This is a genomic window from Kitasatospora sp. NPDC057936 (assembly GCF_042887525.1).
Classification (GTDB): domain Bacteria; phylum Actinomycetota; class Actinomycetes; order Streptomycetales; family Streptomycetaceae; genus Kitasatospora.
The window spans coordinates 38,520-58,890 of record NZ_JBHVPD010000014.1; the positions used below are offsets into that span (position 1 = coordinate 38,520).

Here is a 20,371-nt window from a genome sequence, read left to right on the forward strand (position 1 = left end):
CCTTGGGGTGGGGCGCTTTGGTGGGGGGCCCCAAAATATGGCTCAAATTTTTTGAGTTTTAATTGTGGGGTAAACAAAATCGAAAATTTTTGGGGGTGTGGGTGGGGGCGCGGGGGAGGGGGGCTCTTGGGGCGGCGCGGGGGCGGCGCCGGGGCGCGCCCCCCCCCGCGCACCAGTGCCGTTCGAGAGGAGTGCAGCCGTGATCGCTGCGTTTTCGGTCACCCCGTTGGGCATCGGCGAGGACGTGGGGGAGGCGGTCGCCGCCGCCGTCCGCGTCGTGCGGGCGAGCGGGCTGCCCAACCGCACGGACGCGATGTTCACCAGCGTCGAGGGGGAGTGGGACGAGGTGATGCCGGTGATCAGGGCGGCGATCGAGGCGGTGAAGGCCTACAGCGGCCGGGTGAGCACGGTCATCAAGATCGACGACCGGGCCGGCGTCACCGACGGCCTCACCGCCAAGGTCGCGTCCGTCGAACGGCACCTCGCGGAGGGGGAGCGGTCCTAGCCCGGCCGGCACCTCGCGGAGAACGGTCAGGGCTGGCTCACCCGGGCGCGCTCCGCCGCCGGCTCCGTGGCGTGGTCGGCGGCCTGGGCCCGGCCCGGCAGGAGCCGGTCCAGGGCGTACGGGCCGGAGCCGATGGCGGCGATGGCGAGGAACGCCCAGCAGAACATGACGGACGGCTCGCCGCCGTTCTGCAGCGGGAGCAGCGCGTGCTGCTGGTGGACGGTGAAGTAGGCGTAGGCCATCGAGCCGGAGCAGAGCAGCGCGGCCCAGCGGGTGCCGAGGCCGACCGCGACGAGGAGGCCGCCGGCCAGCTGGATCAGGGCGGCCCACCAGCCCGGCCACTGGCCGAACGGGACGGTGCCGCCGCCCTTGGCGCCGCCGAGGACGCCGAACAGGGAGGCGGCGCCGTGGCAGGCGAAGAGCAGGCCGACGACGACCCGGAAGGCCGCCAGGGCGAGCGGGCGGGTGGTGTCGGTCACGGCGCGCGGGGTGGTGGGGAAGTGCACGGACATGGGGCAACGCCTCCTGGTGTGGGGGAGGAGGGGTGGTCGGCAAGGGTAGCTATGGTCTAGTCCACTTGACAATGGTCCGTCAGATTCCCCTCGACTCTGGCGAATTCCGTCAAGTCGGCCGGCGTGCGGGCCGGCCGTCGATCGGCAGGAGAAGAGTCGGATGAGCCCCTTGCAAACTTCTATATTGACCGAGCGGTCCAGAAAGGTTTAGCGTTCCACCATGGCGCGAACGAAGGAATTCGACCCGGACGCGGCGCTGCAGGCGGCCCTGGAGCTGTTCTGGCGGCGCGGCTACGAGGCCACGTCCATGGCCGACCTGGTCGAGGGGCTCGGGATCGGCCGCGCGAGCCTGTACGCCACGTTCGGCAGCAAGCACGAGCTGTACCTGCGCGCGCTGGAGCGCTACGGCGAGCAGACCGACCCGGTGCTGCTCGCCGAGCTCTCCCGGCCCGGGCCGGTGCTGCCGGCGGTCCGCGCGGTGGTCCGCCGGTACGCGGCGGAATCCACCGGGAGCGAGCGGGAGCGCGGCTGCTTCGTCGTCAACACGGCGGTCGAACTGGCGCCGCACGACCCGTCGGCCGCGCGCCGGGTGGAGGCGAGCCTCGGCCACCTGGAGGCGCTGCTGACCGCCGCGCTCGTGCGCGCCGAGGCGCAGGGGGAGCTGTCCGAGGGGCGCGACCCCCGGGCGCTGGCGCGGACGCTCATGGTGCTGATGCAGGGCATGCGCGTGATGGGCAAGGTCGCGGACGGGTCGGCGCGCGTGCGGGACGCCGCCGAGCAGGCGCTCGTGCTGCTGGGCTGACCGAGGTCGCGGGGTGGCGGCCGCGCGGCCTTTTTGTGTCCTTATTCTGAACCGAACGGTCTACATAGGGGGAGTGGTCATGAGGGGGTTGTCCATGCCGGGCTCTCGGGCTCCGGCGAAGGCAACGGCAATGGCAGCGGCAATGGCAACGGCGCGAACAGGCTTCGCGCTGCTCGGCGCCGTCCAGGTCGCGCTGATCTTCACGCTCATGCTCCTCACCGTCCCGCTGCCCTTGGTGGCGCGGCAGTTCGGGCTCGGCCCGTCCGGCGTGCTGGTGCTGAGCGCGGCCTACGGGCTCTCGTTCAGCTCGCTGCTCCTGCTCGGCGGGCGGCTCGCCGACCGGTACGGCGGGCGCCGCGTGTTACGGGCCGGGCTCGCCCTGTTCGGCGCGGCCTCCGCCGCCTGCGCCGTCGCGCCCGGCTTCGCCGCGCTGTTGGCGGGCCGGTTCGGCCAGGGTGCCGGTGCGGCGCTGGTCGCCCCGGCGGCGGTCGCGGTGGTCCGGGCGCTGCACCCGGGGGCCGCCGACTACCGCCGGGCGATGGCGACGTGGGGCGGGCTCTCGGTGCTCGGGGCGACCGCGGGGAGCCTGGTCTCGGGCGTGGTCACGGCGTGGGCGTCCTGGCGCTGGCCGTTCGCCGTGCCCGTGCTGGTCGCGGCCCTGGCCCTGGTGCGCTCCGGTGGCCTGCCGCCCGCCGAGTCCGGTCGTGGGTCCGGGCCGGGCCTGGACCTGCGGGGTGCCGTCCTCGCCACCGCCGGTGTGTGCGCGGCCAGTTACGGTCTGGTCGCGTCCACCGACCACGGCTGGGGCACGTCCGTCGTGCTCGCCCCGCTCGCCGCCGGGCTCGTCCTGCTCCTCGCCTTCGCCGCCGCCGAACGGCGCGCCGTCGACCCGCTGCTGCCGCCCGGCTTCCTGGCCGACCGCCGCCGCGCCACCGCGCTCGCCGCCGTCATGGTGACCGCCACCGGCACCGCGCTGACCTTCCTGCTGCTCGCCCTCTACCTCCAACAGGTCCGCGACTGGGGCGTGTTGGCCACCTCGGCCGCCTTCCTCCCGTACGCGGCAGCGTTGGTGCTCGCCGGCCGCCTCGCCGCGCCGCTGACGGCCCGGTACGGCGCCGTCACGGTCACCGCGGGCGGCCTGGCCGTGGCGGCGACGGGCCTCGCCCTGCTGGCCGGCCTCGCACCCGGCAGCGGGTACGCCGTCGGGCTGCTGCCCGGCCTGCTCCTCCTGCCCGCCGGGGCCGGACCGGCCTTCGCCGGCGCGGCCGTCCTCGCCACCGGCGGGGTGCCGCCCGAGCGGACCGGCCTCGCCGCCGGCCTGTTCAACACGGCGATGGAACTCGGCCCCACGGCCGGCGTCGCCGCCCTGATGGCGCTCGCCGCCACCCGGCCGACCGTCGTCGGCGGCTACGCGGCGGCCTTCGCGGCCGGCGCCGCCGCCCTGGCGCTCACCGGCGCCGCGGTCGCGACGCTGCCCCGCTTCACCCGCACTACCCGCACTACCCGCACCACCAAGTCATCCGAAAGCACGATCCACATCAAGGAGTTCACGTCATGAGCAAGCGCTTCGCCGACCGCGCCGTCCTCGTCACCGGCGGCGGCACCGGCATCGGGCGCGCGGTCGCGCTCGCCTTCGCCCGGGAGGGCGCCCGGGTCGCCGTCGCGGGCCGCACCGGGGGCCCGCTCGCCGAGACCGTCGAGCTGATCGAGCGCGAGGGCGGCAAGGCCGTCGCGCTCACCGGCGACGTCACGGACGGCGCGGACGCGGCCCGGCTGGTCCGTGAGACCGTCGAGCACCTCGGCGCACTGGACGTCGCCGTCAACAACGCGGGCGTGTTCGGCGGCGCCGGCCCGGTCGCCGACATCGACGAGGCCGAGTGGGACCGCGTCATCGGCATCAACCTGACCGGCACCTTCCTCGCGATGAAGCACCAGATCGCCCACCTGCGCGCCAACGGCGGCGGCGCGATCGTCAACATCTCCTCCAACATCGGCGTGCACCAGCGCGTCGCCGGCCTCGGTGCCTATGCCGCCAGCAAGGCCGCCGTCACCGCGATCACCCGGGCCGCCGCCCGCGACCACATCGCGGACGGCGTGCGGATCAACCTGGTGAGCCCCGGCCCGGTGGAGACGACGATGTCCACCCGCCCCGGGGAGAGCGCCGCGGACAAGGCCGAGCGGATGAAGGACGCCGTCCCGCTGGGCCGGACGGGTTCGGTCGAGGAGGCCGCCGCCGCGGTCCTCTACCTCGCCTCGCCCGAGGCCGGGTACACCGTCGGCGCCGACCTCGTCCTCGACGGCGGCGTCACGGCCTGACGAGCGCACCACGGCCCAACGGTCCGGCCACGCCGGGCCGTTGGGCCGCAGCATTTTCAAAGCGCGTTCAACGCTTCCTCCGTACGGGCCCTGGCCGCGATGAGGTCGTCCTCGATCACGAGCACCAGTGCGTCCGGCCGGGCCTGACGAACGCCCAGGCGCCCTCCCGCCCCCGCAAGGTTTCGGCCATTCCGGCCCGCACGTCGACGATCCCGTCGTTCACGTGGGAACCGTACGCCGCACCACCGACGGCCCGAACGCTGCTCCGCGCACGACCGTCCGGATTTGACGCGAACGCGTAATCCCGTGGTCACCGGTTGATCACCGCAGGGTTCCCGGCGCGTCGCACGGGCAGGACACGGTTTCGGCCGGAACCGACATCACGAAAGGCGGACGCGCTCACCCATGCCGACCGCACCGCACCCCGCGCCCCACCCGCGGCGCAGCCGCCGCTGGGGCGAACACGGCCTCGCCTGGGCCTTCCTGCTGCCCTCGCTGGCCGTCTTCGTCCTGTTCATCGGCTACCCGCTGGGGCGGACCCTCTACCTGAGCGCCCACGCCAACGACCTGTTCGGCGCGCCCTCCCGCTACGTCGGGTTTCAGCACTACACCGACCTGCTGAGCTCCGCCGACTTCGGCCGCACACTGGTCACCACCGCCCTGTTTACGCTGCTCACCGTCGTGCCCGGGGTCCTCGGCGCGCTCGTGCTGGTGCTGCTCCTGGAGAACCGGATCCGCGGTGTGCGGCTGCTGCGGTCCGCGTTCGCGCTGCCGTTCGCCTTCTCGGTGGCCAGCGCGTCCGTGGTCTTCGCGGTGTTCTTCAACCCCGCGAGCGGGGTGATCAACGGTCTGCTCTCGCACGTCGGCCTCGGCCCGGTGGGCTGGCTCACCGACGACCGGTACGCGCTGGTGTCCGTCGCCGCCACGACCGTGTGGATGAACCTCGGCTACAACGTCCTGGTGCTCTCGGCCGGCGTCGGATCGATCCCCGGCGAGATCATGGAGGCGGCGCGGCTGGACGGCGCGACCGGCCTGCGGCTGGCCCGTTCGATCACCGTGCCGATGCTCGGCCCGCACCTGTTCTTCCTCACCGTGGTCTCCACCGTCCACTCGCTGCAGAGCTTCGGCCAGATCCACATCCTCACCAAGGGCGGTCCGGACGGCGCCACGCGCACGCTCGTCTACTCCGTCTACGAGAAGGCGTTCGCGTACGGCTCCAGCGACTTCGGCACCGCGAGCGCGCAGGCCGTCGTGCTGCTCCTGGTCGTCCTCGCCTGCACGGCCGTCCAGTTCGGCGTCCTGGAGCGGAAGGTGCACTACGCATGACCACTGTCGTCACGGAGGCCGCCGAGCCCCGTCGCCGCACGGGCGTCCTGGCCGGCCGGTCCCCGCGCGAGCTGCTCGCCCGCGCCGCCGTCTACCTGGTGCTCGCCGTCGCCGTCGTCACCGTGGCCTTCCCGGTGTACTACGCGGTGGCCGGCGCCTTCATGGGCCCGTCCGAACTCTCCTCGTACCCGCCGGCGCTGGTGCCCCACTCCGTCACCGGGCGGAACTTCTCCGGCGCCGTCGAGACCATCCCGCTGGCCCGCCAGTACGCCAACTCGGCGATCACGGCGACGGCCATCACCCTGGCCCAGCTGTTCACCTCGATCCTGGCCGCGTACGCCTTCGTCTTCCTGCCGATCCGGGCGCGGGCCGTGGTGTTCGGGGTGTTCCTGGCGACGCTGATGGTCCCCTGGGAGGCCATCATCATCCCCAACTACCTGACGCTGTCGGACTGGGGCCTCGGCAACACCTACTTCGGCCTGGTGCTGCCGTTCCTCGCCTCCGGCTTCGGCACGTTCATGCTGCGGCAGTCCTTCCGCCAGCTGCCCGCCGAGCTGCGCGACGCGGCCCGGATCGACGGCGCCGGCCACTGGCGCTTCCTGTGGAAGATCGCCGTCCCGCTCAACAAGCCGGCCCTGGCGGCGTTGTCGATCTACGTGTTCCTGTCCGCCTGGAACCAGTACTTCTGGCCGCTCATCATCACCCGCACGGCGAACATGCAGACGCTGCAGATCGGTCTGACCTCGCTGCGCGACTCCGAGATGTCCGACCCCGGCCTGATCCTCGCCGGCGTCGTCCTCTCGCTGCTGCCGACCCTCGCCCTGGTGGTCTTCGGCCAGCGGTTCATCGTCCGCGGCCTGACCGCGGGCGCCGTGCGCTGATCAGCTCGTCCGTCCCTCCCGCACCCCACAGAGAGAGAACCCCCGTGAAGAAGAGTGCACGCGCGCTCGCGGCCCTGCTGGTGGCCGGCCTGTCCCTGACCGCCTGCAGCTCCAGCGGCTCGACGTCGGGCTCCGGCGGCTCCGGTGACGCGGCGGCCCCCGGCGCCCAGGCCCTCGACCAGGCATCCGGCGTCACCACCGTCGAGTTCTGGCACTCGATGACCGGCAAGAACGCCGACGTGCTGAACGGCCTGGTGAGCCAGTTCAACGCGGCCCACCAGGGCAAGATCGAGGTCAAGGCGGAGTTCCAGGGCAAGTACGACGACCTGGTCGCCAAGTACAAGGCCGCGGTGCAGCAGAAGGGCACCCCCGCCGTCGTGCAGGTCTACGACATCGGGACCCGCTTCATGATCGACTCCAAGCAGACGGTCCCCGCCCAGGCCTTCGCGGACAAGGACGGCTACTCGCTCGCCGACCTCGACCCGAACATCCGCAACTACTACTCGGCCGGCGGCAAGCTCCAGAGCATGCCGTTCAACTCCTCGATGCCGCTGCTCTACCTGAACACCGACGCCTTCAAGGAGGCCGGCCTCGACCCGGCCAAGCCGCCGACGAACCTCGCCGAACTCGGCGACCTCGCGCAGAAGCTGACCAAGAAGGACGCGAGCGGCCAGACGGTGCGCTACGGCTTCGGCGCCGCCATCTACGGCTGGTTCGTCGAGCAGCTGCTGGCCGAGTCCGGCACGATGTACTGCGACCAGGACAACGGGCGCAGCAACAAGGCCGGCAAGGTCGTCTTCGACTCCGCCCAGGGCGCGCAGATCGTCCAGTGGTGGGCCGACCTGGTCAAGAACGGCTACGCGGCCAACACCGGGCGCAACACCGACGACGCCCAGGCCGCGTTCAAGGCCGGCACCGTCGCGATGCACCTGGAGTCCACCGGCGTCCTGAGCGGCTACACCCAGGCGGCCAAGTTCACCGTGGGCACCGCCGCCTTCCCGAAGGTCGCCGCGGGCGACCAGGGCGGCCCGGTGATCGGCGGCGCCTCGCTGTGGATCAGCGGTCCCGGCCACTCGGACGCCGAGAAGCGCGCCTCCTGGGAGTTCGAGAAGTTCCTGACCTCGCCGGAGCAGCAGGCCGCCTGGCACAGCGGCACCGGCTACTTCCCGGTGAACACCAAGTCCCTGGACGACCCCAAGGACAAGGAGTGGGTGGCCAAGTACCCGCAGTTCCAGACCGCCATCGACCAGCTGAAGGCCACCAAGCCGACCCCGGCCACGGCCGGCTGCCTGCTCGGTGTGATGCCGCAGGCGCGCAAGGGCGTCGAGACGGCCATCGAGCAGACGATCAAGGGCTCGAAGACGGCGCAGCAGGCGCTCGCCGACGCGGCCAAGGAGCTGCAGCCGGCGATCGACAGCTACAACAGCTCGGTCGGCTGACGCCCTCCGTCGATCCGAAGGCGACGCCCGCCCGGTGCACCTGCGCCCGGGCGGGCGTCCGCGTTCACGCCGACAGCGCCTCGCCGTCCTCCGGCAGCGCGCAGGCCGCGGCGATCTCGTCGAGCGAGAGGTCGAGCGCGTAGGCGAGCGCGGCGATCGTGAAGAACGACGGCGTCGGCGCCCGGCCGGTCTCGATCTTGCGCAGCGTCTCCGCCGAGATCCCCGCCGACGCGGCCACCTCGACCATGCTGCGCGTGCCGCGCGCCTCGCGCAGCAACGCCCCGAAGCGCTCGCCGCGCTCGCGCTCCCACGGGGTCAGCGGAGTCCTCACCATGCTGCCGATCCTAAGCCTTCCCGGGCGGAGAGGTGTCCCTTTCCCGCCCTCGACCGTGATACAAATACCGGTATAAGAATTGGATTCCGAGAGGACGCCCCACCCCCATGGTCGAGATCAAGTCCGACGCCGCCCTCGCCGCGATGCGCGAAGCCGGCCGCGTCGTCGCCAATGCCCACGCCGCCATGCAGGCCGAAGCGGCGGTCGGGGTGAGCCTGCTGGAGCTGGACGAGATCGCGCGAGGAGTGCTGCGGGCGGCCGGGGCCACCTCGCCGTTCCTCGGGTACCGGCCCTCCTTCGCGTCCGTCCCGTTCCCGGCCGTCATCTGCGCCTCGGTGAACGACGCCGTCGTCCACGGGATCCCCGACGGCTACCGGCTGCGCGACGGCGACCTCGTCAGCATCGACTGCGGCGCTCTCCTCGACGGCTGGGCGGGCGACGCGGCCGTCAGCTTCACCGTCGGCACCGCCCGGCCCGAGGACACCGCGCTGATCGACACCACCCGCCGCGCCCTGGAGGCCGGGATCGCCGCCGCCGTCGCGGGCAACCGCACCGGCGACATCGGGCACGCCGTCGGCACCGTCGCCCGGAGCGCCCGCTACGGCCTGCTGGACGGCTACGGCGGCCACGGCATCGGACGCCGCATGCACGAGGACCCGCACGTGCCCAACGAGGGCCGCCCAGGCCGGGGCTACCCGCTGCGCCCGGGCCTGGTGCTGGCCATCGAGCCCATGCTCATCGCCGGCGGCCGGGACGACTACGCCACCGACCCCGACGGCTGGACGCTCCGCACCACGGACGGCGCCCGCGCCGCCCACATCGAACACACCGTCGCCATCACCGAGGACGGCCCGCGGATCCTCACCCTCCCGTAGGGCGACATGTCCGTCCGCTGAACGTCCGCCGTCGAACCGCCGGACGCCGGCGAGCCCGCCCCCGGTGCCCGGTAGTCTCGGCGGCGTGACCAAAGGCGTGATGTTCGACTTCTCCGGGACGCTCTTCCGCGTCGTCTCCACCGCCCGGTGGCTCGACGCCCACACGGCCGCCGCCGGCCCGGCGCTGACCGACCGGGAGCGGGCCGAACTGGTCGCCCGCCTGGAGGAGTTCGGCGCCCTGCCGGGCGGCGTGGCGCCCCGGCGGATCCCGGCGGACGTCCAGGAGGCCTGGGACGTCCGGGACTTGAGCGCCGAGCTGCACCGGAGCGCGTACACCGCGCTGGCCCGCGCCGCCGAGCCGCCCGCCGGGCTCGACGTCGACACCCTCTACGACACGCACATGGCCCCGGCCAGCTGGCAGCCCTACCCCGACGCCGAACCGACGCTGCGCGAGCTGCGCCGCCGCGGCGTCCCGGTGGCCGTGGTCAGCAACATCGGCTGGGACCTGCGCCCGGTCTTCCGCGCGCACGGCCTGGACGAGCTCGTCGACGTCTACGTCCTGTCCGTCGAGGTCGGCGCGCAGAAGCCGGACCCGGTCATCTTCGAAGCGGCCTGCGCACGGCTCGGCCTCGCGCCGGCCGACGTCCTGATGGTCGGCGACGACCGCACCTGCGACGGCGGCGCGACGGCCCTCGGCTGCGCGTTCCACCCCGTCGACCACCTGCCGGTCGACCGCCGCCCGGCCGCCCTCGCCCCGCTCCTCGACCTCCTCCCGTGAGCCCCTGGTGACCGACGCCACACGGTGGCCCCGCCGGCCCCCGGAGTAGCGTGCCGACCATGACCGATCACGACTTCACGACGCGGGTGACGGTCCGCGGGTACGAGACCGACACCCAGGGCCACCTCAACCAGTCCGTCTACCTCCAGTACGCCGAACACGCCCGCTGGGAGTACCTCCGGGCCGCCGGCATCCGCCAGGCCGAGCTGGTCGCCAAGGGCGTCGGCCCGGTGGTGCTGGAGACGACCGTCAGGTACCTGCGCGAGCTGCGCGCCGGCGACACCGTCGACGTGAGCTGCGCGTTCGTGTGGCGCGACGGCAAGACCTTCCAGGTGGTGCAGCGCATCACCCGCACCGACGGCGTCGTCGCGGCCGAGGTCACCGGTGTCGGCGGCATCCTCGACCTGACGGAGCGCCGGCTGGTCGCCGACCCCCGCGAGGCGCTGCGCGCCGCCGCCTCAGACCCGGCGCTGCTGGGCCTGTAGAGCCCCTACGCGTGCCGGTGCCGACCGCCGCGCGCCGCCGCCCCCGGGTGGTCGGCCGCGGCGATCAGCGCGGCCAGCGCGGTGGTCACCGGCACGGAGGCGACGAGCCCGATGCTGCCGACGAGGGTCCGCGCGATCTCCTCGGCGACCAGCTCGCTCGTCGCCACGTCGATCACGTTGCGGTGCGCGATCGAGAACAGCAGGAGCAGCGGCAGCGCCGCGCCCGCGTACGCAAGCACCAGGGTGTTGACGGTGGACGCGATGTGGTCGCGGCCGATCCGCATGCCCGTCCGGTAGAGCTTGCGCACACCCATGCCGGGGTCGGCCGCGTGCAGCTCCCAGATCGCCGAGGTCTGGGTGACCGTCACGTCGAAGAGCACGCCGAGCGAGCCGATGACGAACCCGGCCAGCAGCAGGCCGCGGATCTGGATGCCCGGGTACAGGTCGTGGACCAGCCCGGTCTCCTCCGACGTGTTGCCGGTCAGGTGCGCCCAGGAGGCGAACACCAGGCTCAGCACGCCGATCAGGACGAGCGAGACGAGCGTGCCGAGCACCGCGACCGACGTCCGGGCGGACAGCCCGTGGCACAGGTAGAGCGCGATCAGCATGATCGCGCTCGCCCCGACGATGGCCACCAGCAGCGGGTCCGAGCCGCGCAGGACGGCCGGCAGGATGAACAGCGACAGCACCGCGAAGCTGATCGCGAGCGCGACCAGCGCGGCCAGCCCGCGCCACCGCCCGACGGCGACCACGGCCACCGCGAAGACGCCCGCGAGCACCCCCATCGGCAGGTTCCGGTCGACGTCGACCACGCTGTACTGGAGGTCCGGCGGAGCGTCCGGCGCGTACGTGAGGACGACTTCCTCGCCCACGTCGTACTGCCGCGGCTCGCCCGGGTGCACGACGACGGCGAAGGTGCGGCCCTTGTCCGGACCGGTGGTCACCTCGACGGTGTCCTGCCGGCAGGTGCCCTGGTCGGCCGGGTTGACCGCGCTGCACGGCAGTTCCTGCACCCTGGTCACCCGGCCGTGCCGGACCTGCTGGTCGAACCCGACCCCGGTGCGCGGGTGCGACGGCACGCCGCCGGGCCACAGCACCACGAGACCGGCCAGGACGGCCAGCGCGAACGGGATGAGCACGGCGGCGATGATCCGGCGCAGGCGGGCGGAGACGGGCGCCGCCGGTCCGTGGGAGTGCCCGTGCCCGTGCGCCGCGGCCCCCGCCCCGCCGTGCCCGTGCTCCTTGCCGTGCCCGTCCTGGTGACCTTCCTGCCCGTCGTCGTGCTCGTGCGTCCCCTCGTCCACCTCACGCCTCCTCAGCAGTCGCGCGGCTGCCAAGGTCCGCCGCAGCCCCCCGAAATCATCGGCGCCGGACCGGCCGGACCACCGCAGTGACCAACCCGTGGGCGTGCCGCAGCGGCCGGGCGGGGGATTACCCTACCGGGGACCGGCCGGTTGGCCGGATGGGGTCAAGTGGCGTTCCGGCGAAGAATTCTGACCATGCCGAACACGAAGTCGAACCTCAAGCGGGCCGCCGCCGTCGCCGCGGTGGCCGCGCTCTCCCTCACCGCCCTGCCCGCCGCGGCCGCAGCCGCCGACCGTCCGGGCCAGGGCCTCGCCTGGACCTCCTGCCAGGGCACCGTCGACCCCCGCCAGCAGTGCGCCACCGTCACCGTGCCGCTGGACTACGCCGATCCGCACGGCGAGCAGATCACGATCGCCGTCTCCCGGATCCGCGCCGCCAAGCCGGACGAGCGCCACGGCGTGCTGCTCACCATCCCCGGCGGGCCCGGCGGCTCCGGCCTGAACCTCCCGACGAGCGCGGCCCGGCACCTGCCGCAGTCCGTCCTCGACCGCTTCGACCTGGTCGGCTTCGACCCGCGCGGCGTCGGCCGCTCGACGCCCGTCGGCTGCGGCCTGGACACGCCCGACCTCGCGATGGTCAAGCTGCGCCCCTGGCCCGCCGCCGACGGTTCGATCGACGAGAACCTCGCCACCGCCCGCCGGGTCGCCGAGACCTGCGCCCGCAACGGCGGCCCGGTGCTGCGCAGCATCTCCACCCGCAACGAGGCCCGCGACATCGACCGCGTCCGCCAGGCCCTCGGCGAGCGCCGGCTCTCCGCGTGGGGCACGTCGTACGGCACGTACGCGGGCGCCGTCTACGCCACGATGTTCCCCGGGCGCACCGACCGGGTCGTCCTCGACAGCAACGACGACCCGGACCCGTCCCGCGTCGAGCGCGGCTGGCTCGCCAACTTCGGCCCCGGCGCGGAGGACCGGTTCCCCGACTTCGCCAAGTGGGCCTCGGCACCCGGGAACCCGGACCGCGTCGCGGACAGTCCCGAGGAGGTCCGCCCGCTCTTCCTCGACCTCGCGGCCCGCCTGGACCGCGCGCCGCTGCCCTGGCCCGGCGCCAACCCGGCCGAGCTGAACGGCAACGTACTGCGCGAGACGATGCTGCAGAGCCTCTACGCGGACGCCAAGTTCCCCGACCTCGCCCGCCTGATGCTGGCCGGTCTCGGGCGCCGTCCGCTGCCGGCGCCGGTCACGCCGCCCGAACAGGCCGTCCAGAACACCATCGCCGTCTCGGTCGGCACCCTGTGCAACGACGTCGCGTGGCCCACCGACCCCGCGGCGTACGCCCGGGACACCGCCGCCGAGCGCGCCGCCCGCCCGCTCACCGCCGGCATGCCCGTCAACGTCATGCCGTGCGCGTTCTGGCCGTTCAAGCCCGCCGAGCCGCCGACCCGCGTCACCTCCCGCGGCCCGGCGAACGTGCTCCTCGCCCAGAACCTCCGCGACCCCGCCACCCCCTACCAGGGTGCCCTGAAGCTCCGTGAGGCGTTCGGCCCGCGGGCCCGCATGGTGTCGATCGACTCGGGCGGCCACGACGCGTACGCCGCCAACGGCAACGCCTGCGGCGACGCGGCCGTCACCGCGTTCCTGCTCACCGGGCGGCTCCCCGCCGAGGACGTGACCTGCCCGGCCGGATGACGCGCACATGATCCACGCGTGCCAAACCGGGCGGGGGCCGACAAACCGTGAGTGATCGCCCCGGCCTCCGCCCGGACGTGTGACCGATCGTCTCGAATGAGTCGAACCTGTCGCGGTTTTGTGACAAAGCTTGGCCAACACCCGCTCCTCAGCGGCTTTTCGTGGCCGTAGTGTTCCAGCTATGTCACGGAAGAGCCGCATACCTGCCCCGGACCCCGGCGACACGTGGGTGCCACGACCCCGGCGCCGGGAAACTCCGCTCGGGCTGGTCGGGCACACGGCCACGTTCCTCGGCAGCAGTGTGCTCGGTGGCGTCCTGCTCGCGGGGATCGTGCTCCCCGGGGCCGGCGCGATCGGGCTGGGTGCGAAGAACGGTGCGGAAAGCTTCGAGAGCATCCCCGACGACTTCAAGACGCCTCCACTGACGCAGGCGACGCAGATCTTCGACGCCAAGGGCGGCCTGATCGCCAAGGTCTACGAGCGGGACCGCACGGTCATCCCGGCCGAGCAGATGTCACCGCTGATCAGGCATGCCCAGGTGGACATCGAGGACGCCCGCTTCTACGAGCACGGCGCCGTCGACCTCAAGGGCATCCTGCGGGCCATCACCAAGAACGCGGAGAGCGGCGCCACCGTCCAGGGCGCCTCCACGCTCACCCAGCAGTACGTGAAGAACGTCAACGTCGAGAAGGCCGGCGACGACCCGGTCGCGGTCGCCGAGGCCCAGCGCAAGACGCTCGGCCGCAAGATCCAGGAACTCAAGTACGCCATCAAGCTGGAGGAGGACCTGACCAAGGACCAGATCCTCACCAACTACCTGAACATCACCTTCTACGGGCACCAGGCGTACGGCATCGAGGCCGCCTCCCAGCGCTACTTCGCCAAGGACGCCAAGGACCTCACCCTCCCCGAGGCGGCCATGCTCGCCGGGCTGGTGCAGAACCCGTCCCAGTACGACCCCAAGCTCCACCCGGTGGCCGCGCAGAAGCGCCGGGACACCGTCATCGACAAGATGGTGGAGAACAAGCACATCACCGCCGATCAGGCCCGGGAGGCCAAGGCCGCGCCGCTCGGCCTCAACTACCGCGACCCGCAGAACGGCTGCATCACCGCCAGGGCGGGCATGGGCTTCTTCTGCGACTACGTGCGCCACGTCGTCAAGCAGGACCCGGCGTTCGGCAAGAGCGCCGCCGACCGCAAGAAGCTGTGGGACCAGGGCGGCCTCAACATCTTCACCACCATGGACCCGGAGAAGCAGGCCGCCGCCCAGAAGGCCGTTTCCGACCTGGTGTACGTGACCGACCCGGTCTCGGCGGCGATGACGATGGTCGAACCCGGCACCGGCGACATCCTCGCGATGGCCCAGACCCGCCCGTACGGCCTCGCGAAGGAGAAGAACGAGACCGTCGTCAACTACAACGTCGACGCGGTGATGGGCGGCGGCATCGGCTTCCAGCCCGGCTCCAACTTCAAGCCCATCGTGGCCGCCGCCGCCTTGGAGGCGGGGCTGCCGCCCACCCAGTCCTACTCGGCGCCGAACCGGATGGACTGGCCGACGATGTCGACTTGCAACGGCACGTGGAAGAACCTGAGCAAGGGCAAGAAGGAAGGCACCATCCCGAACGAGAGCGCGAGCGAGGTCGGCCCCTACGAGCTCAAGGAGGCCATGGCCAAGTCGGTCAACACCTACTTCGTGCAGATGGAGCAGGAGATCGGCCTCTGCGCCGTCAAGCAGATGGCCAACAAGCTGGGCGTGACGGCCAAGGCCAGCGGCGAGGCGCTCCAGGAGGTGCCCGCGATCGGCCTCGGCACGCAGGAGGTCAGCCCGCTGACCATGGCCAACGTGTACGCGACCTTCGCCGCCCGCGGGAGGTACTGCGCGCCGGCCGCGATCACCCGGATCTCGACGGTCGACGGCAAGGACGTCCCCGTGCCCCCCGCCAAGTGCGACCAGGTGATGTCCCAGAACACCGCGGACGTCGTCAACACCGTGCTCCTCGGCGTGACCGAGAAGGGCACCGGCAAGGACCTCGGCCTCGACGACGGCCGCCAGATCGCCGGCAAGACCGGCACCACCGACGAGAAGAAGTCGGCCTGGTTCACCGGCTACACCGGCAACCTGGCCGGCTCGGTGTGGCTGGGCAGCCCGGGCACCAAGGTGCCGATGAAGAACATCCGGATCGGCGGCCACTACCAGGAGGAGGTCTTCGGCGCGACCGGCCCCGGGCCGATCTGGCGGCAGGCGATGAGCGACGCGGTGAAGTCCATGCCGGAGGACGACTTCACGACCGTCTACATCCCGGACCCGCCGCCCAAGCGCGACCCGGCCGGCCCGAGCGGTAGCCCGTCCGCCTCCGGCAGCCCCGGCGGCACGACCCAGGGCCCCGGACGCCCGCACGGCACGCCCACACCCGACCACTCCGACGACGGCTGAGCCGGGCGGACGGCGGACGGCAGATGGCGGACGACGGACGGAGGGCCCCGCAGGAACGCTCCTGCGGGGCCCTCCGTCCGTTCGCCTACCGCGCCTCCACAGGCTCGCCGGTGTCCGGGTCGAGGGTGAACACCCGCTGGTAGGCGTCCGTCACGATGGTGATGCGGTCCCGGCCCGTCCAACTCGCCTGCACCAGCCGCCCGTCGCCCGGCGCACCGCCGACGTCGGCCAGCGTCCAGCGGCGGGCGTCCCAGCCGCTGCCGGACTCCAGCAGCACCTGCCAGTGCTCGCCCGGCTCCGGCCCCGTCCCGTACGAGCGGTGCACCACGACGAGCGCCCGCTCGGCCCCCGCCGGGGCGCTCTCGCGGCTGCGCGTCTCCGCCGCCGACACCTTGTGCACGGCGACCGCGCCGAGCAGGAACACCACCCCGGCGGTGACCGTGACCGCCCGGGTGGCCGACCGCACGGCACTGCGCCGGTCGGCCAGCCACGCGGCGCCGATCATCGCGGCCAGCGCCGCGCCGAGCAGCGCCTCGGGCCGGTTCAGCAGGTCGGCGACCTGCATCCGGCCGCCGGAGCGGCTCTCCCACTGCCCCACGGTGTAGAGCAGGACGGCCGCCAGCCCGGCGCCCGCGAGCGCCCGCACCAGTGTGCGCCGCATCCGCGGCGTGACTCGTCCGCGCATCCCCCGTCGTCCCCCCGGTCGTCGGTGCGAGGGCTCCCGGAGGGGGAGCCTCGGTGTCGTTGCCCGTCTTCGGTTGCCCGTCTTTGGTGGCCCGCTGCCGTCAGAGCTCGGCGAGCAGTGCCCGGCCCGCCGGCCAGTCTCCCAGTCCGGCCGCCGAGTTGAGGTGCCCGTGGGCCCCGGCCTCGACGAACCGGGCACCCCATGCCCCGGCGAACTCCCGCGCCCGATCGGTCGTCACCCACGGGTCGTCGGTGCTGGCGACCACCACCGCGGGGAACGGGAACGGCGCCAGCGCCACCGGGCGGAAGCCCGCCAGCACCGGGACGTCGGCGTTGTCGATGTCGGCGGGCGCGACCAGCAGCGCACCCCGCACGGCGGCCGTCCGCTCCGCGGCGGCACCGGCCACCCAGCGCGCCGCCGTGATGCAGCCGAGGCTGTGCGCGACGAGCACCACAGGCCCCGCCGCCGCGGCCTCCGCGACCGCGGCGTCCACCCGGGCCACCCAGTCCCCGGCCTCCGGCCGGTCCCAGTCGGCCTGCTGGACCCGACGGAACGCCTCCGGCTCGGCCTCTTCCCACCGGGTCTGCCAGTGCTCGGGCCCCGAGTTCTCGTAGCCCGCCAGGACGAGGTAGGTGGTGCGGTCCGACATGTGACTCCTTGGAACGTGGTTCGTGCGGTGAGGAGTCTAGGACGGCCAGGGCCCGGCGCGCACGGCCCTTTCGGGGCGCGCGAGAACCGTCACGCGCCGCAGTTCACCCGGTGCGCCCTGTTGCGAACGCCGCGGCGGGTGCGGGAGGTTGTACCGGGCCCGCGGCCCGTTTCGTGCCTGACGATCGATCACACGGAGGGATGTCGGCGATGACATCGAAGATCCTGCTCGTCACCGGGGACGCCGCCGAGTCGCTGGAGGTGCTCTACCCGTACCAGCGGCTGCGCGAGGAGGGCTACCAGGTCGACATCGCGGCGCCGACGAAGAAGCGCCTCCAGTTCGTCGTGCACGACTTCGTCGACGGATTCGACACCTACACGGAGAAATCGGGCTACACCTGGCCCGCGGACGTCGCCTTCGCCGACGTCGACCCGGCCGACTACGTGGCGCTCGTGATCCCCGGCGGCCGGGCCCCCGAGTACCTGCGCAACGACCCCGAGGTGCAGCGCATCGTCCGCCACTTCTTCGCGGGCGACAAGCCGGTCGCGCAGATCTGCCACGGCCCGCTGATCAGCGCCGCCACCGGCGACCTCGCCGGCCGCCGCAGCTCCGCCTACCCCGCGCTCGCCCCGGACGTGAAGGCCGCGGGCGCCGAGTTCGTCGACGCCGAGGCCGTCGTGGACGGCGTGGTCGTCTCCGCCCGCGCCTGGCCCGACCACCCCGCCTGGCTCCGCGCCTTCATCGAGGTCCTCCGCACGAAGGCCCCCGCCTCCTGACCTGCGCCCCCGCCGCGCCCCCGCCCCACCCCGGGGGCGCGGCTCCGGCGACCCCTCAGGGTCGGCCCCCTTCCCAGGGGGGAGGCCCCCCGTGCCGTCCTGCCCCCGGAGACTGACGACTCCTCCGCACCCGGACTGCCATGGTGGCAGCGGCCGGGACAGCGACGGGCGCCGAGTCCCGCCGGCCCGGCCAGGGACCAGGGAGGACGGCACATGACCACCGACCCAACCACCCCCACCCGGCGCCGCCCGCTCGTGCGCGCCGCCGTCGCGGCCGCCGTCGGCGCGGGCCTGCTCGCGGCACTCGCCCCGGCCGCGAGCGCGCGGCCCGCGGAGCGGCTGTCGGTCACGGCGGATCAACGGACCGACCACGCCGCCCTCGACGCCGCCCTCGCGGACCTCACCACCAAGCGCTACACCACCGCCGCCCTCGGCGCCGTCCGCGAACACGGCCGCCTGCTGCGCCCGGCCGAACTCGCCGCGATGCAGCAGACCACCGCCCGCGGCGGGGGCCACGACTACGGCCTCGGCCTCCAGCGCATGGACACCCCGTGCGGCACCTTCTGGGGCCACTCCGGAGGCATCCCCGGCTACAACACGATGATGCTCGGATCGGCCGACGGCGGGCGCCAGTTCGCGACCTCGCTGACGCCGTACGAGCTGACGGACCAGGCGGGCGCCACCGCGGCGCTGAACGCGCTGATCACCACCGGAACGTGTGGCGGCTGACGTGCGGCGGCTAAGGTCCCTTCTCGAAATCCCTTACGAGGAGGACGAGACATGGCAGAGCCGCTGATCGCCGCCGTCGGGGGCAGGGTGCCCGCCGTCGATCCCGGGGCGTTCGTCGCACCCAACGCCGTCGTGGTCGGGGACGTGACCGTCGCCGCCGGGGCGAGCGTCTGGTACGGCGCGGTGCTGCGCGGCGACGCCGAGGCCATCGCGGTCGGCGCGGGCAGCAACATCCAGGACAACTGCACCCTGCACGCCGACCCGGGCTTCCCGCTGGTGGTCGGTGAGCGGATCTCCGTCGGGCACAACGCGGTGCTGCACGGCTGCACCGTCGAGGACGACGTCCTGGTCGGGATGAACGCCACCGTCCTCAACGGCGCCCGGATCGGCGCCGGTTCGCTGGTCGCGGCCGGTGCCGTGGTGCCGCAGGGGATGCAGGTGCCGCCGGGTTCGCTGGTCGCCGGTGTGCCCGCGAAGGTCCGGCGCGAGCTGACCGAGGACGAGCGGGCCGGGATCAAGCTCAACGGCGCCGGCTACCAGCTCCTGGCCGACGCCCACCGGGACATCGAGCCCGTCGGCTAAGGCGTGCCCCAGACGGCCGCGGCCTCCCGGGCCTCCCCGGCCGGCACCGGCGCCGCGGGCGCACCGTCCGCGGGCCGGCGCCGGTCGGCGGCCCACGCGAGCAGCGCGACCACCGCGCCCGACGCCGCGAGCCCGGCGCCGACGAGGGTCGGCGAGGTCCAGCCGAGGCCGGCGTCCAGCGCGAGGCCGCCGAAGTACGCGCCCTGGGCGTTGGCCAGGTTGAACGCGCCCTGCACGGTCGCCGAGGCCAGCGTCGGCGCACTGCGCGCCTTCTGCATGACGAGGGTCTGCACGGCCGGCACGATCGCGAAGCCGAACAGCCCGATCAGCACGACGGTCACGGCCGCCGACCACTCCGCGTGCGCGGTCACCGCGAAGAGGCCGAGCGCGGCGGCCAGCAGCAGGAACGCCGCGCAGACGGTCGGTCGCAGCGCCCGGTCGGCGGCGAAGCCGCCCAGCACGTTGCCGATCGTCATCCCGACGCCGAACAGCGCGAGCACCAGCGTCACGGACCCGGTGGCGTACCCGGAGACCTCGGTGAGCAGCGGCGTGATGTAGCTGTAGCACGCGAAGAACCCGCCGCACCCGAAGACGACGGTGGCCAGCGCCAGCCACAGCTGCCCGCTGCGGAAGGCGCGCAGCTCGTGCCGGAGCCCGGACTGGGCGGGGGAGGGCAGGTGCGGCACGAGGCGGGCGATGGCGAGCGTGCCGGCGGCGGCGATGAGGACGACGACGAGCATCGTCGCCCGCCAGCCGAGGTGCTGCCCGAGCAGGGTCGCGGCGGGCACGCCGACGATGTTGGCGACGGTCAGGCCGGAGAACATGACGGCGACCGCGCGGGCCTTCTTGTCGGGGGCGACCAGTTCGGCGGCGGCCACCGCTCCGGCGCCGAAGAACGCGCCGTGCGGCAGCCCGGTGACGAGCCGGGCGGCGGCGAGCGTCCAGAAGTCGGGGGCGAGCGCGCACAGCAGGTTGCCGGTGGCGAAGACCCCGGCGAGGGCGACCAGCACCGCCTTGCGCGGGCGTCCGGCGGCGAGCGCGGTGAGCAGCGGAGCGCCGATCACGACGCCGACGGCGTACGCGGAGATCAGCCAGCCGGCCTGGGGGATCGAGACGTGCAGGCTGTCCGCCACCTGGGGGAGGAGCCCCATGGCGGCGAACTCGGTGGTGCCGATGGCGAACGCGGTGACGGCCAGGGCGACCAGCGCGAGAGGCAAGGGGGTGGCTCCGGGGGAGAAGTGCGGACGGATCGGGGCGCATTCGTTCGTCC

Annotated in this window: 21 protein-coding genes; 15 read left to right on the top strand and 6 right to left on the bottom strand. The window is 73.3% G+C overall.

Annotated elements, in window-relative coordinates:
• Positions 1–199: 199 nt before the first annotated feature.
• Positions 200–505: an MTH1187 family thiamine-binding protein gene (locus ACFVU9_RS10300; RefSeq protein WP_380436267.1), complete on the top strand. Its 306-nt coding sequence runs from the start codon at positions 200–202 to the stop codon at positions 503–505.
• Positions 506–531: 26 nt separating this feature from the next.
• Here the strand turns inward: ACFVU9_RS10300 and ACFVU9_RS10305 are convergent, their stop codons facing one another.
• Positions 532–1,017, bottom strand: coding sequence for a DoxX family protein (locus ACFVU9_RS10305; RefSeq protein WP_387591885.1), 486 nt, complete (start codon positions 1,015–1,017; stop codon positions 532–534).
• Between the two features lie 220 nt (positions 1,018–1,237).
• Between ACFVU9_RS10305 and ACFVU9_RS10310 the strand changes: the two genes are divergently transcribed.
• The 6 genes from ACFVU9_RS10310 (at position 1,238) to ACFVU9_RS10335 (ending at position 7,781) form a co-directional block, all read left to right on the top strand.
• On the top strand, positions 1,238–1,819 hold the full coding sequence (locus ACFVU9_RS10310) for a TetR/AcrR family transcriptional regulator (protein WP_387591888.1): 582 nt from the start codon (positions 1,238–1,240) through the stop codon (positions 1,817–1,819).
• A gap of 130 nt (positions 1,820–1,949) precedes the next feature.
• Positions 1,950–3,377 (top strand): MFS transporter, encoded by a 1,428-nt coding sequence (locus ACFVU9_RS10315; RefSeq protein ID WP_387591891.1) that lies wholly within the window; start codon positions 1,950–1,952, stop codon positions 3,375–3,377.
• On the top strand, positions 3,374–4,135 hold the full coding sequence (locus ACFVU9_RS10320) for an SDR family NAD(P)-dependent oxidoreductase (protein ID WP_380500523.1): 762 nt from the start codon (positions 3,374–3,376) through the stop codon (positions 4,133–4,135). The genes ACFVU9_RS10315 and ACFVU9_RS10320 overlap by 4 nt, the downstream gene beginning before the upstream one ends.
• A 405-nt stretch (positions 4,136–4,540) precedes the next feature.
• Complete coding sequence (locus ACFVU9_RS10325) at positions 4,541–5,461, top strand: carbohydrate ABC transporter permease (protein WP_380436279.1); 921 nt, start codon at positions 4,541–4,543, stop codon at positions 5,459–5,461.
• Entirely contained in the window at positions 5,458–6,342 is an 885-nt protein-coding gene (locus tag ACFVU9_RS10330; RefSeq protein ID WP_380500524.1) for a carbohydrate ABC transporter permease, read from the top strand. Before ACFVU9_RS10325 ends, ACFVU9_RS10330 begins: the two co-directional genes overlap by 4 nt.
• Before the next feature lie 44 nt (positions 6,343–6,386).
• Positions 6,387–7,781 carry an ABC transporter substrate-binding protein gene (locus ACFVU9_RS10335; protein WP_380500525.1) on the top strand — a complete coding sequence of 465 codons (1,395 nt, stop codon included), beginning with the start codon at positions 6,387–6,389 and terminating at the stop codon, positions 7,779–7,781.
• Positions 7,782–7,845: 64 nt separating this feature from the next.
• On the opposite strand, the gene ACFVU9_RS10340 is transcribed toward ACFVU9_RS10335, so the two are convergent.
• Positions 7,846–8,115, bottom strand: coding sequence for a helix-turn-helix domain-containing protein (locus ACFVU9_RS10340; RefSeq protein WP_380500526.1), 270 nt, complete (start codon positions 8,113–8,115; stop codon positions 7,846–7,848).
• Between the two features lie 107 nt (positions 8,116–8,222).
• On the opposite strand from ACFVU9_RS10340, the gene map reads away from it, so the two are divergent.
• The 3 genes from map to ACFVU9_RS10355 all read left to right on the top strand — a co-directional run bounded on the left by map (position 8,223) and on the right by ACFVU9_RS10355 (position 10,253).
• Complete coding sequence (gene map, locus ACFVU9_RS10345; RefSeq protein ID WP_380436285.1) at positions 8,223–8,990, top strand: type I methionyl aminopeptidase; 768 nt, start codon at positions 8,223–8,225, stop codon at positions 8,988–8,990.
• Positions 8,991–9,075: 85 nt separating this feature from the next.
• The gene (locus ACFVU9_RS10350) at positions 9,076–9,768 is read left to right on the top strand and encodes an HAD-IA family hydrolase (protein WP_380500527.1); all 693 of its coding nucleotides are present in this window, start codon (positions 9,076–9,078) and stop codon (positions 9,766–9,768) included.
• A 59-nt stretch (positions 9,769–9,827) separates the two neighbouring features.
• Positions 9,828–10,253: an acyl-CoA thioesterase gene (locus tag ACFVU9_RS10355; RefSeq protein ID WP_380436289.1), complete on the top strand. Its 426-nt coding sequence runs from the start codon at positions 9,828–9,830 to the stop codon at positions 10,251–10,253.
• 5 nt (positions 10,254–10,258) lie between these two features.
• Here the strand turns inward: ACFVU9_RS10355 and ACFVU9_RS10360 are convergent, their stop codons facing one another.
• Complete coding sequence (locus ACFVU9_RS10360; RefSeq protein WP_380500529.1) at positions 10,259–11,557, bottom strand: YibE/F family protein; 1,299 nt, start codon at positions 11,555–11,557, stop codon at positions 10,259–10,261.
• Between the two features lie 195 nt (positions 11,558–11,752).
• On the opposite strand from ACFVU9_RS10360, the gene ACFVU9_RS10365 reads away from it, so the two are divergent.
• On the top strand, positions 11,753–13,246 hold the full coding sequence (locus ACFVU9_RS10365) for an alpha/beta hydrolase (RefSeq protein WP_387591898.1): 1,494 nt from the start codon (positions 11,753–11,755) through the stop codon (positions 13,244–13,246).
• A 181-nt stretch (positions 13,247–13,427) separates the two neighbouring features.
• Complete coding sequence (locus ACFVU9_RS10370; protein WP_380436295.1) at positions 13,428–15,680, top strand: transglycosylase domain-containing protein; 2,253 nt, start codon at positions 13,428–13,430, stop codon at positions 15,678–15,680.
• 85 nt (positions 15,681–15,765) lie between these two features.
• Here the strand turns inward: ACFVU9_RS10370 and ACFVU9_RS10375 are convergent, their stop codons facing one another.
• Both ACFVU9_RS10375 and ACFVU9_RS10380 read right to left on the bottom strand, forming a co-directional pair.
• Positions 15,766–16,341, bottom strand: coding sequence for a hypothetical protein (locus ACFVU9_RS10375; RefSeq protein WP_387591902.1), 576 nt, complete (start codon positions 16,339–16,341; stop codon positions 15,766–15,768).
• A gap of 124 nt (positions 16,342–16,465) precedes the next feature.
• Complete coding sequence (locus ACFVU9_RS10380) at positions 16,466–17,014, bottom strand: RBBP9/YdeN family alpha/beta hydrolase (protein WP_380436299.1); 549 nt, start codon at positions 17,012–17,014, stop codon at positions 16,466–16,468.
• A gap of 209 nt (positions 17,015–17,223) precedes the next feature.
• On the opposite strand from ACFVU9_RS10380, the gene ACFVU9_RS10385 reads away from it, so the two are divergent.
• From ACFVU9_RS10385 to ACFVU9_RS10395, 3 genes are all read left to right on the top strand, one after another.
• Entirely contained in the window at positions 17,224–17,790 is a 567-nt protein-coding gene (locus ACFVU9_RS10385; protein ID WP_380436301.1) for a DJ-1/PfpI family protein, read from the top strand.
• A gap of 213 nt (positions 17,791–18,003) precedes the next feature.
• On the top strand, positions 18,004–18,519 hold the full coding sequence (locus tag ACFVU9_RS10390; protein WP_387591905.1) for a hypothetical protein: 516 nt from the start codon (positions 18,004–18,006) through the stop codon (positions 18,517–18,519).
• A 51-nt stretch (positions 18,520–18,570) separates the two neighbouring features.
• Positions 18,571–19,101: a gamma carbonic anhydrase family protein gene (locus ACFVU9_RS10395; RefSeq protein ID WP_380436307.1), complete on the top strand. Its 531-nt coding sequence runs from the start codon at positions 18,571–18,573 to the stop codon at positions 19,099–19,101.
• Here ACFVU9_RS10395 and ACFVU9_RS10400 read toward each other — a convergent pair.
• Positions 19,098–20,318 (bottom strand): MFS transporter, encoded by a 1,221-nt coding sequence (locus ACFVU9_RS10400; protein ID WP_380436309.1) that lies wholly within the window; start codon positions 20,316–20,318, stop codon positions 19,098–19,100. The two genes, ACFVU9_RS10395 and ACFVU9_RS10400, sit on opposite strands and share 4 nt — an antisense overlap.
• Positions 20,319–20,371 lie beyond the last annotated feature (53 nt).

What these genes read in the sequence shown, in the direction of transcription:
- ACFVU9_RS10305 (WP_387591885.1), bottom strand. Translation starts at nt 1,017, where the DNA reads ATGTCCGTGCACTTCCCCACCACCCCGCGCGCCGTGACCGACACCACC.
- ACFVU9_RS10310 (WP_387591888.1), top strand. Translation starts at nt 1,238, where the DNA reads ATGGCGCGAACGAAGGAATTCGACCCGGACGCGGCGCTGCAGGCGGCC.
- ACFVU9_RS10315 (WP_387591891.1), top strand. Translation starts at nt 1,950, where the DNA reads ATGGCAGCGGCAATGGCAACGGCGCGAACAGGCTTCGCGCTGCTCGGC.
- ACFVU9_RS10320 (WP_380500523.1), top strand. Translation starts at nt 3,374, where the DNA reads ATGAGCAAGCGCTTCGCCGACCGCGCCGTCCTCGTCACCGGCGGCGGC.
- ACFVU9_RS10325 (WP_380436279.1), top strand. Translation starts at nt 4,541, where the DNA reads ATGCCGACCGCACCGCACCCCGCGCCCCACCCGCGGCGCAGCCGCCGC.
- ACFVU9_RS10330 (WP_380500524.1), top strand. Translation starts at nt 5,458, where the DNA reads ATGACCACTGTCGTCACGGAGGCCGCCGAGCCCCGTCGCCGCACGGGC.
- ACFVU9_RS10340 (WP_380500526.1), bottom strand. Translation starts at nt 8,115, where the DNA reads ATGGTGAGGACTCCGCTGACCCCGTGGGAGCGCGAGCGCGGCGAGCGC.
- map (WP_380436285.1), top strand. Translation starts at nt 8,223, where the DNA reads ATGGTCGAGATCAAGTCCGACGCCGCCCTCGCCGCGATGCGCGAAGCC.
- ACFVU9_RS10355 (WP_380436289.1), top strand. Translation starts at nt 9,828, where the DNA reads ATGACCGATCACGACTTCACGACGCGGGTGACGGTCCGCGGGTACGAG.
- ACFVU9_RS10365 (WP_387591898.1), top strand. Translation starts at nt 11,753, where the DNA reads ATGCCGAACACGAAGTCGAACCTCAAGCGGGCCGCCGCCGTCGCCGCG.
- ACFVU9_RS10370 (WP_380436295.1), top strand. Translation starts at nt 13,428, where the DNA reads ATGTCACGGAAGAGCCGCATACCTGCCCCGGACCCCGGCGACACGTGG.
- ACFVU9_RS10375 (WP_387591902.1), bottom strand. Translation starts at nt 16,341, where the DNA reads ATGCGGCGCACACTGGTGCGGGCGCTCGCGGGCGCCGGGCTGGCGGCC.
- ACFVU9_RS10380 (WP_380436299.1), bottom strand. Translation starts at nt 17,014, where the DNA reads ATGTCGGACCGCACCACCTACCTCGTCCTGGCGGGCTACGAGAACTCG.
- ACFVU9_RS10385 (WP_380436301.1), top strand. Translation starts at nt 17,224, where the DNA reads ATGACATCGAAGATCCTGCTCGTCACCGGGGACGCCGCCGAGTCGCTG.
- ACFVU9_RS10390 (WP_387591905.1), top strand. Translation starts at nt 18,004, where the DNA reads ATGACCACCGACCCAACCACCCCCACCCGGCGCCGCCCGCTCGTGCGC.
- ACFVU9_RS10395 (WP_380436307.1), top strand. Translation starts at nt 18,571, where the DNA reads ATGGCAGAGCCGCTGATCGCCGCCGTCGGGGGCAGGGTGCCCGCCGTC.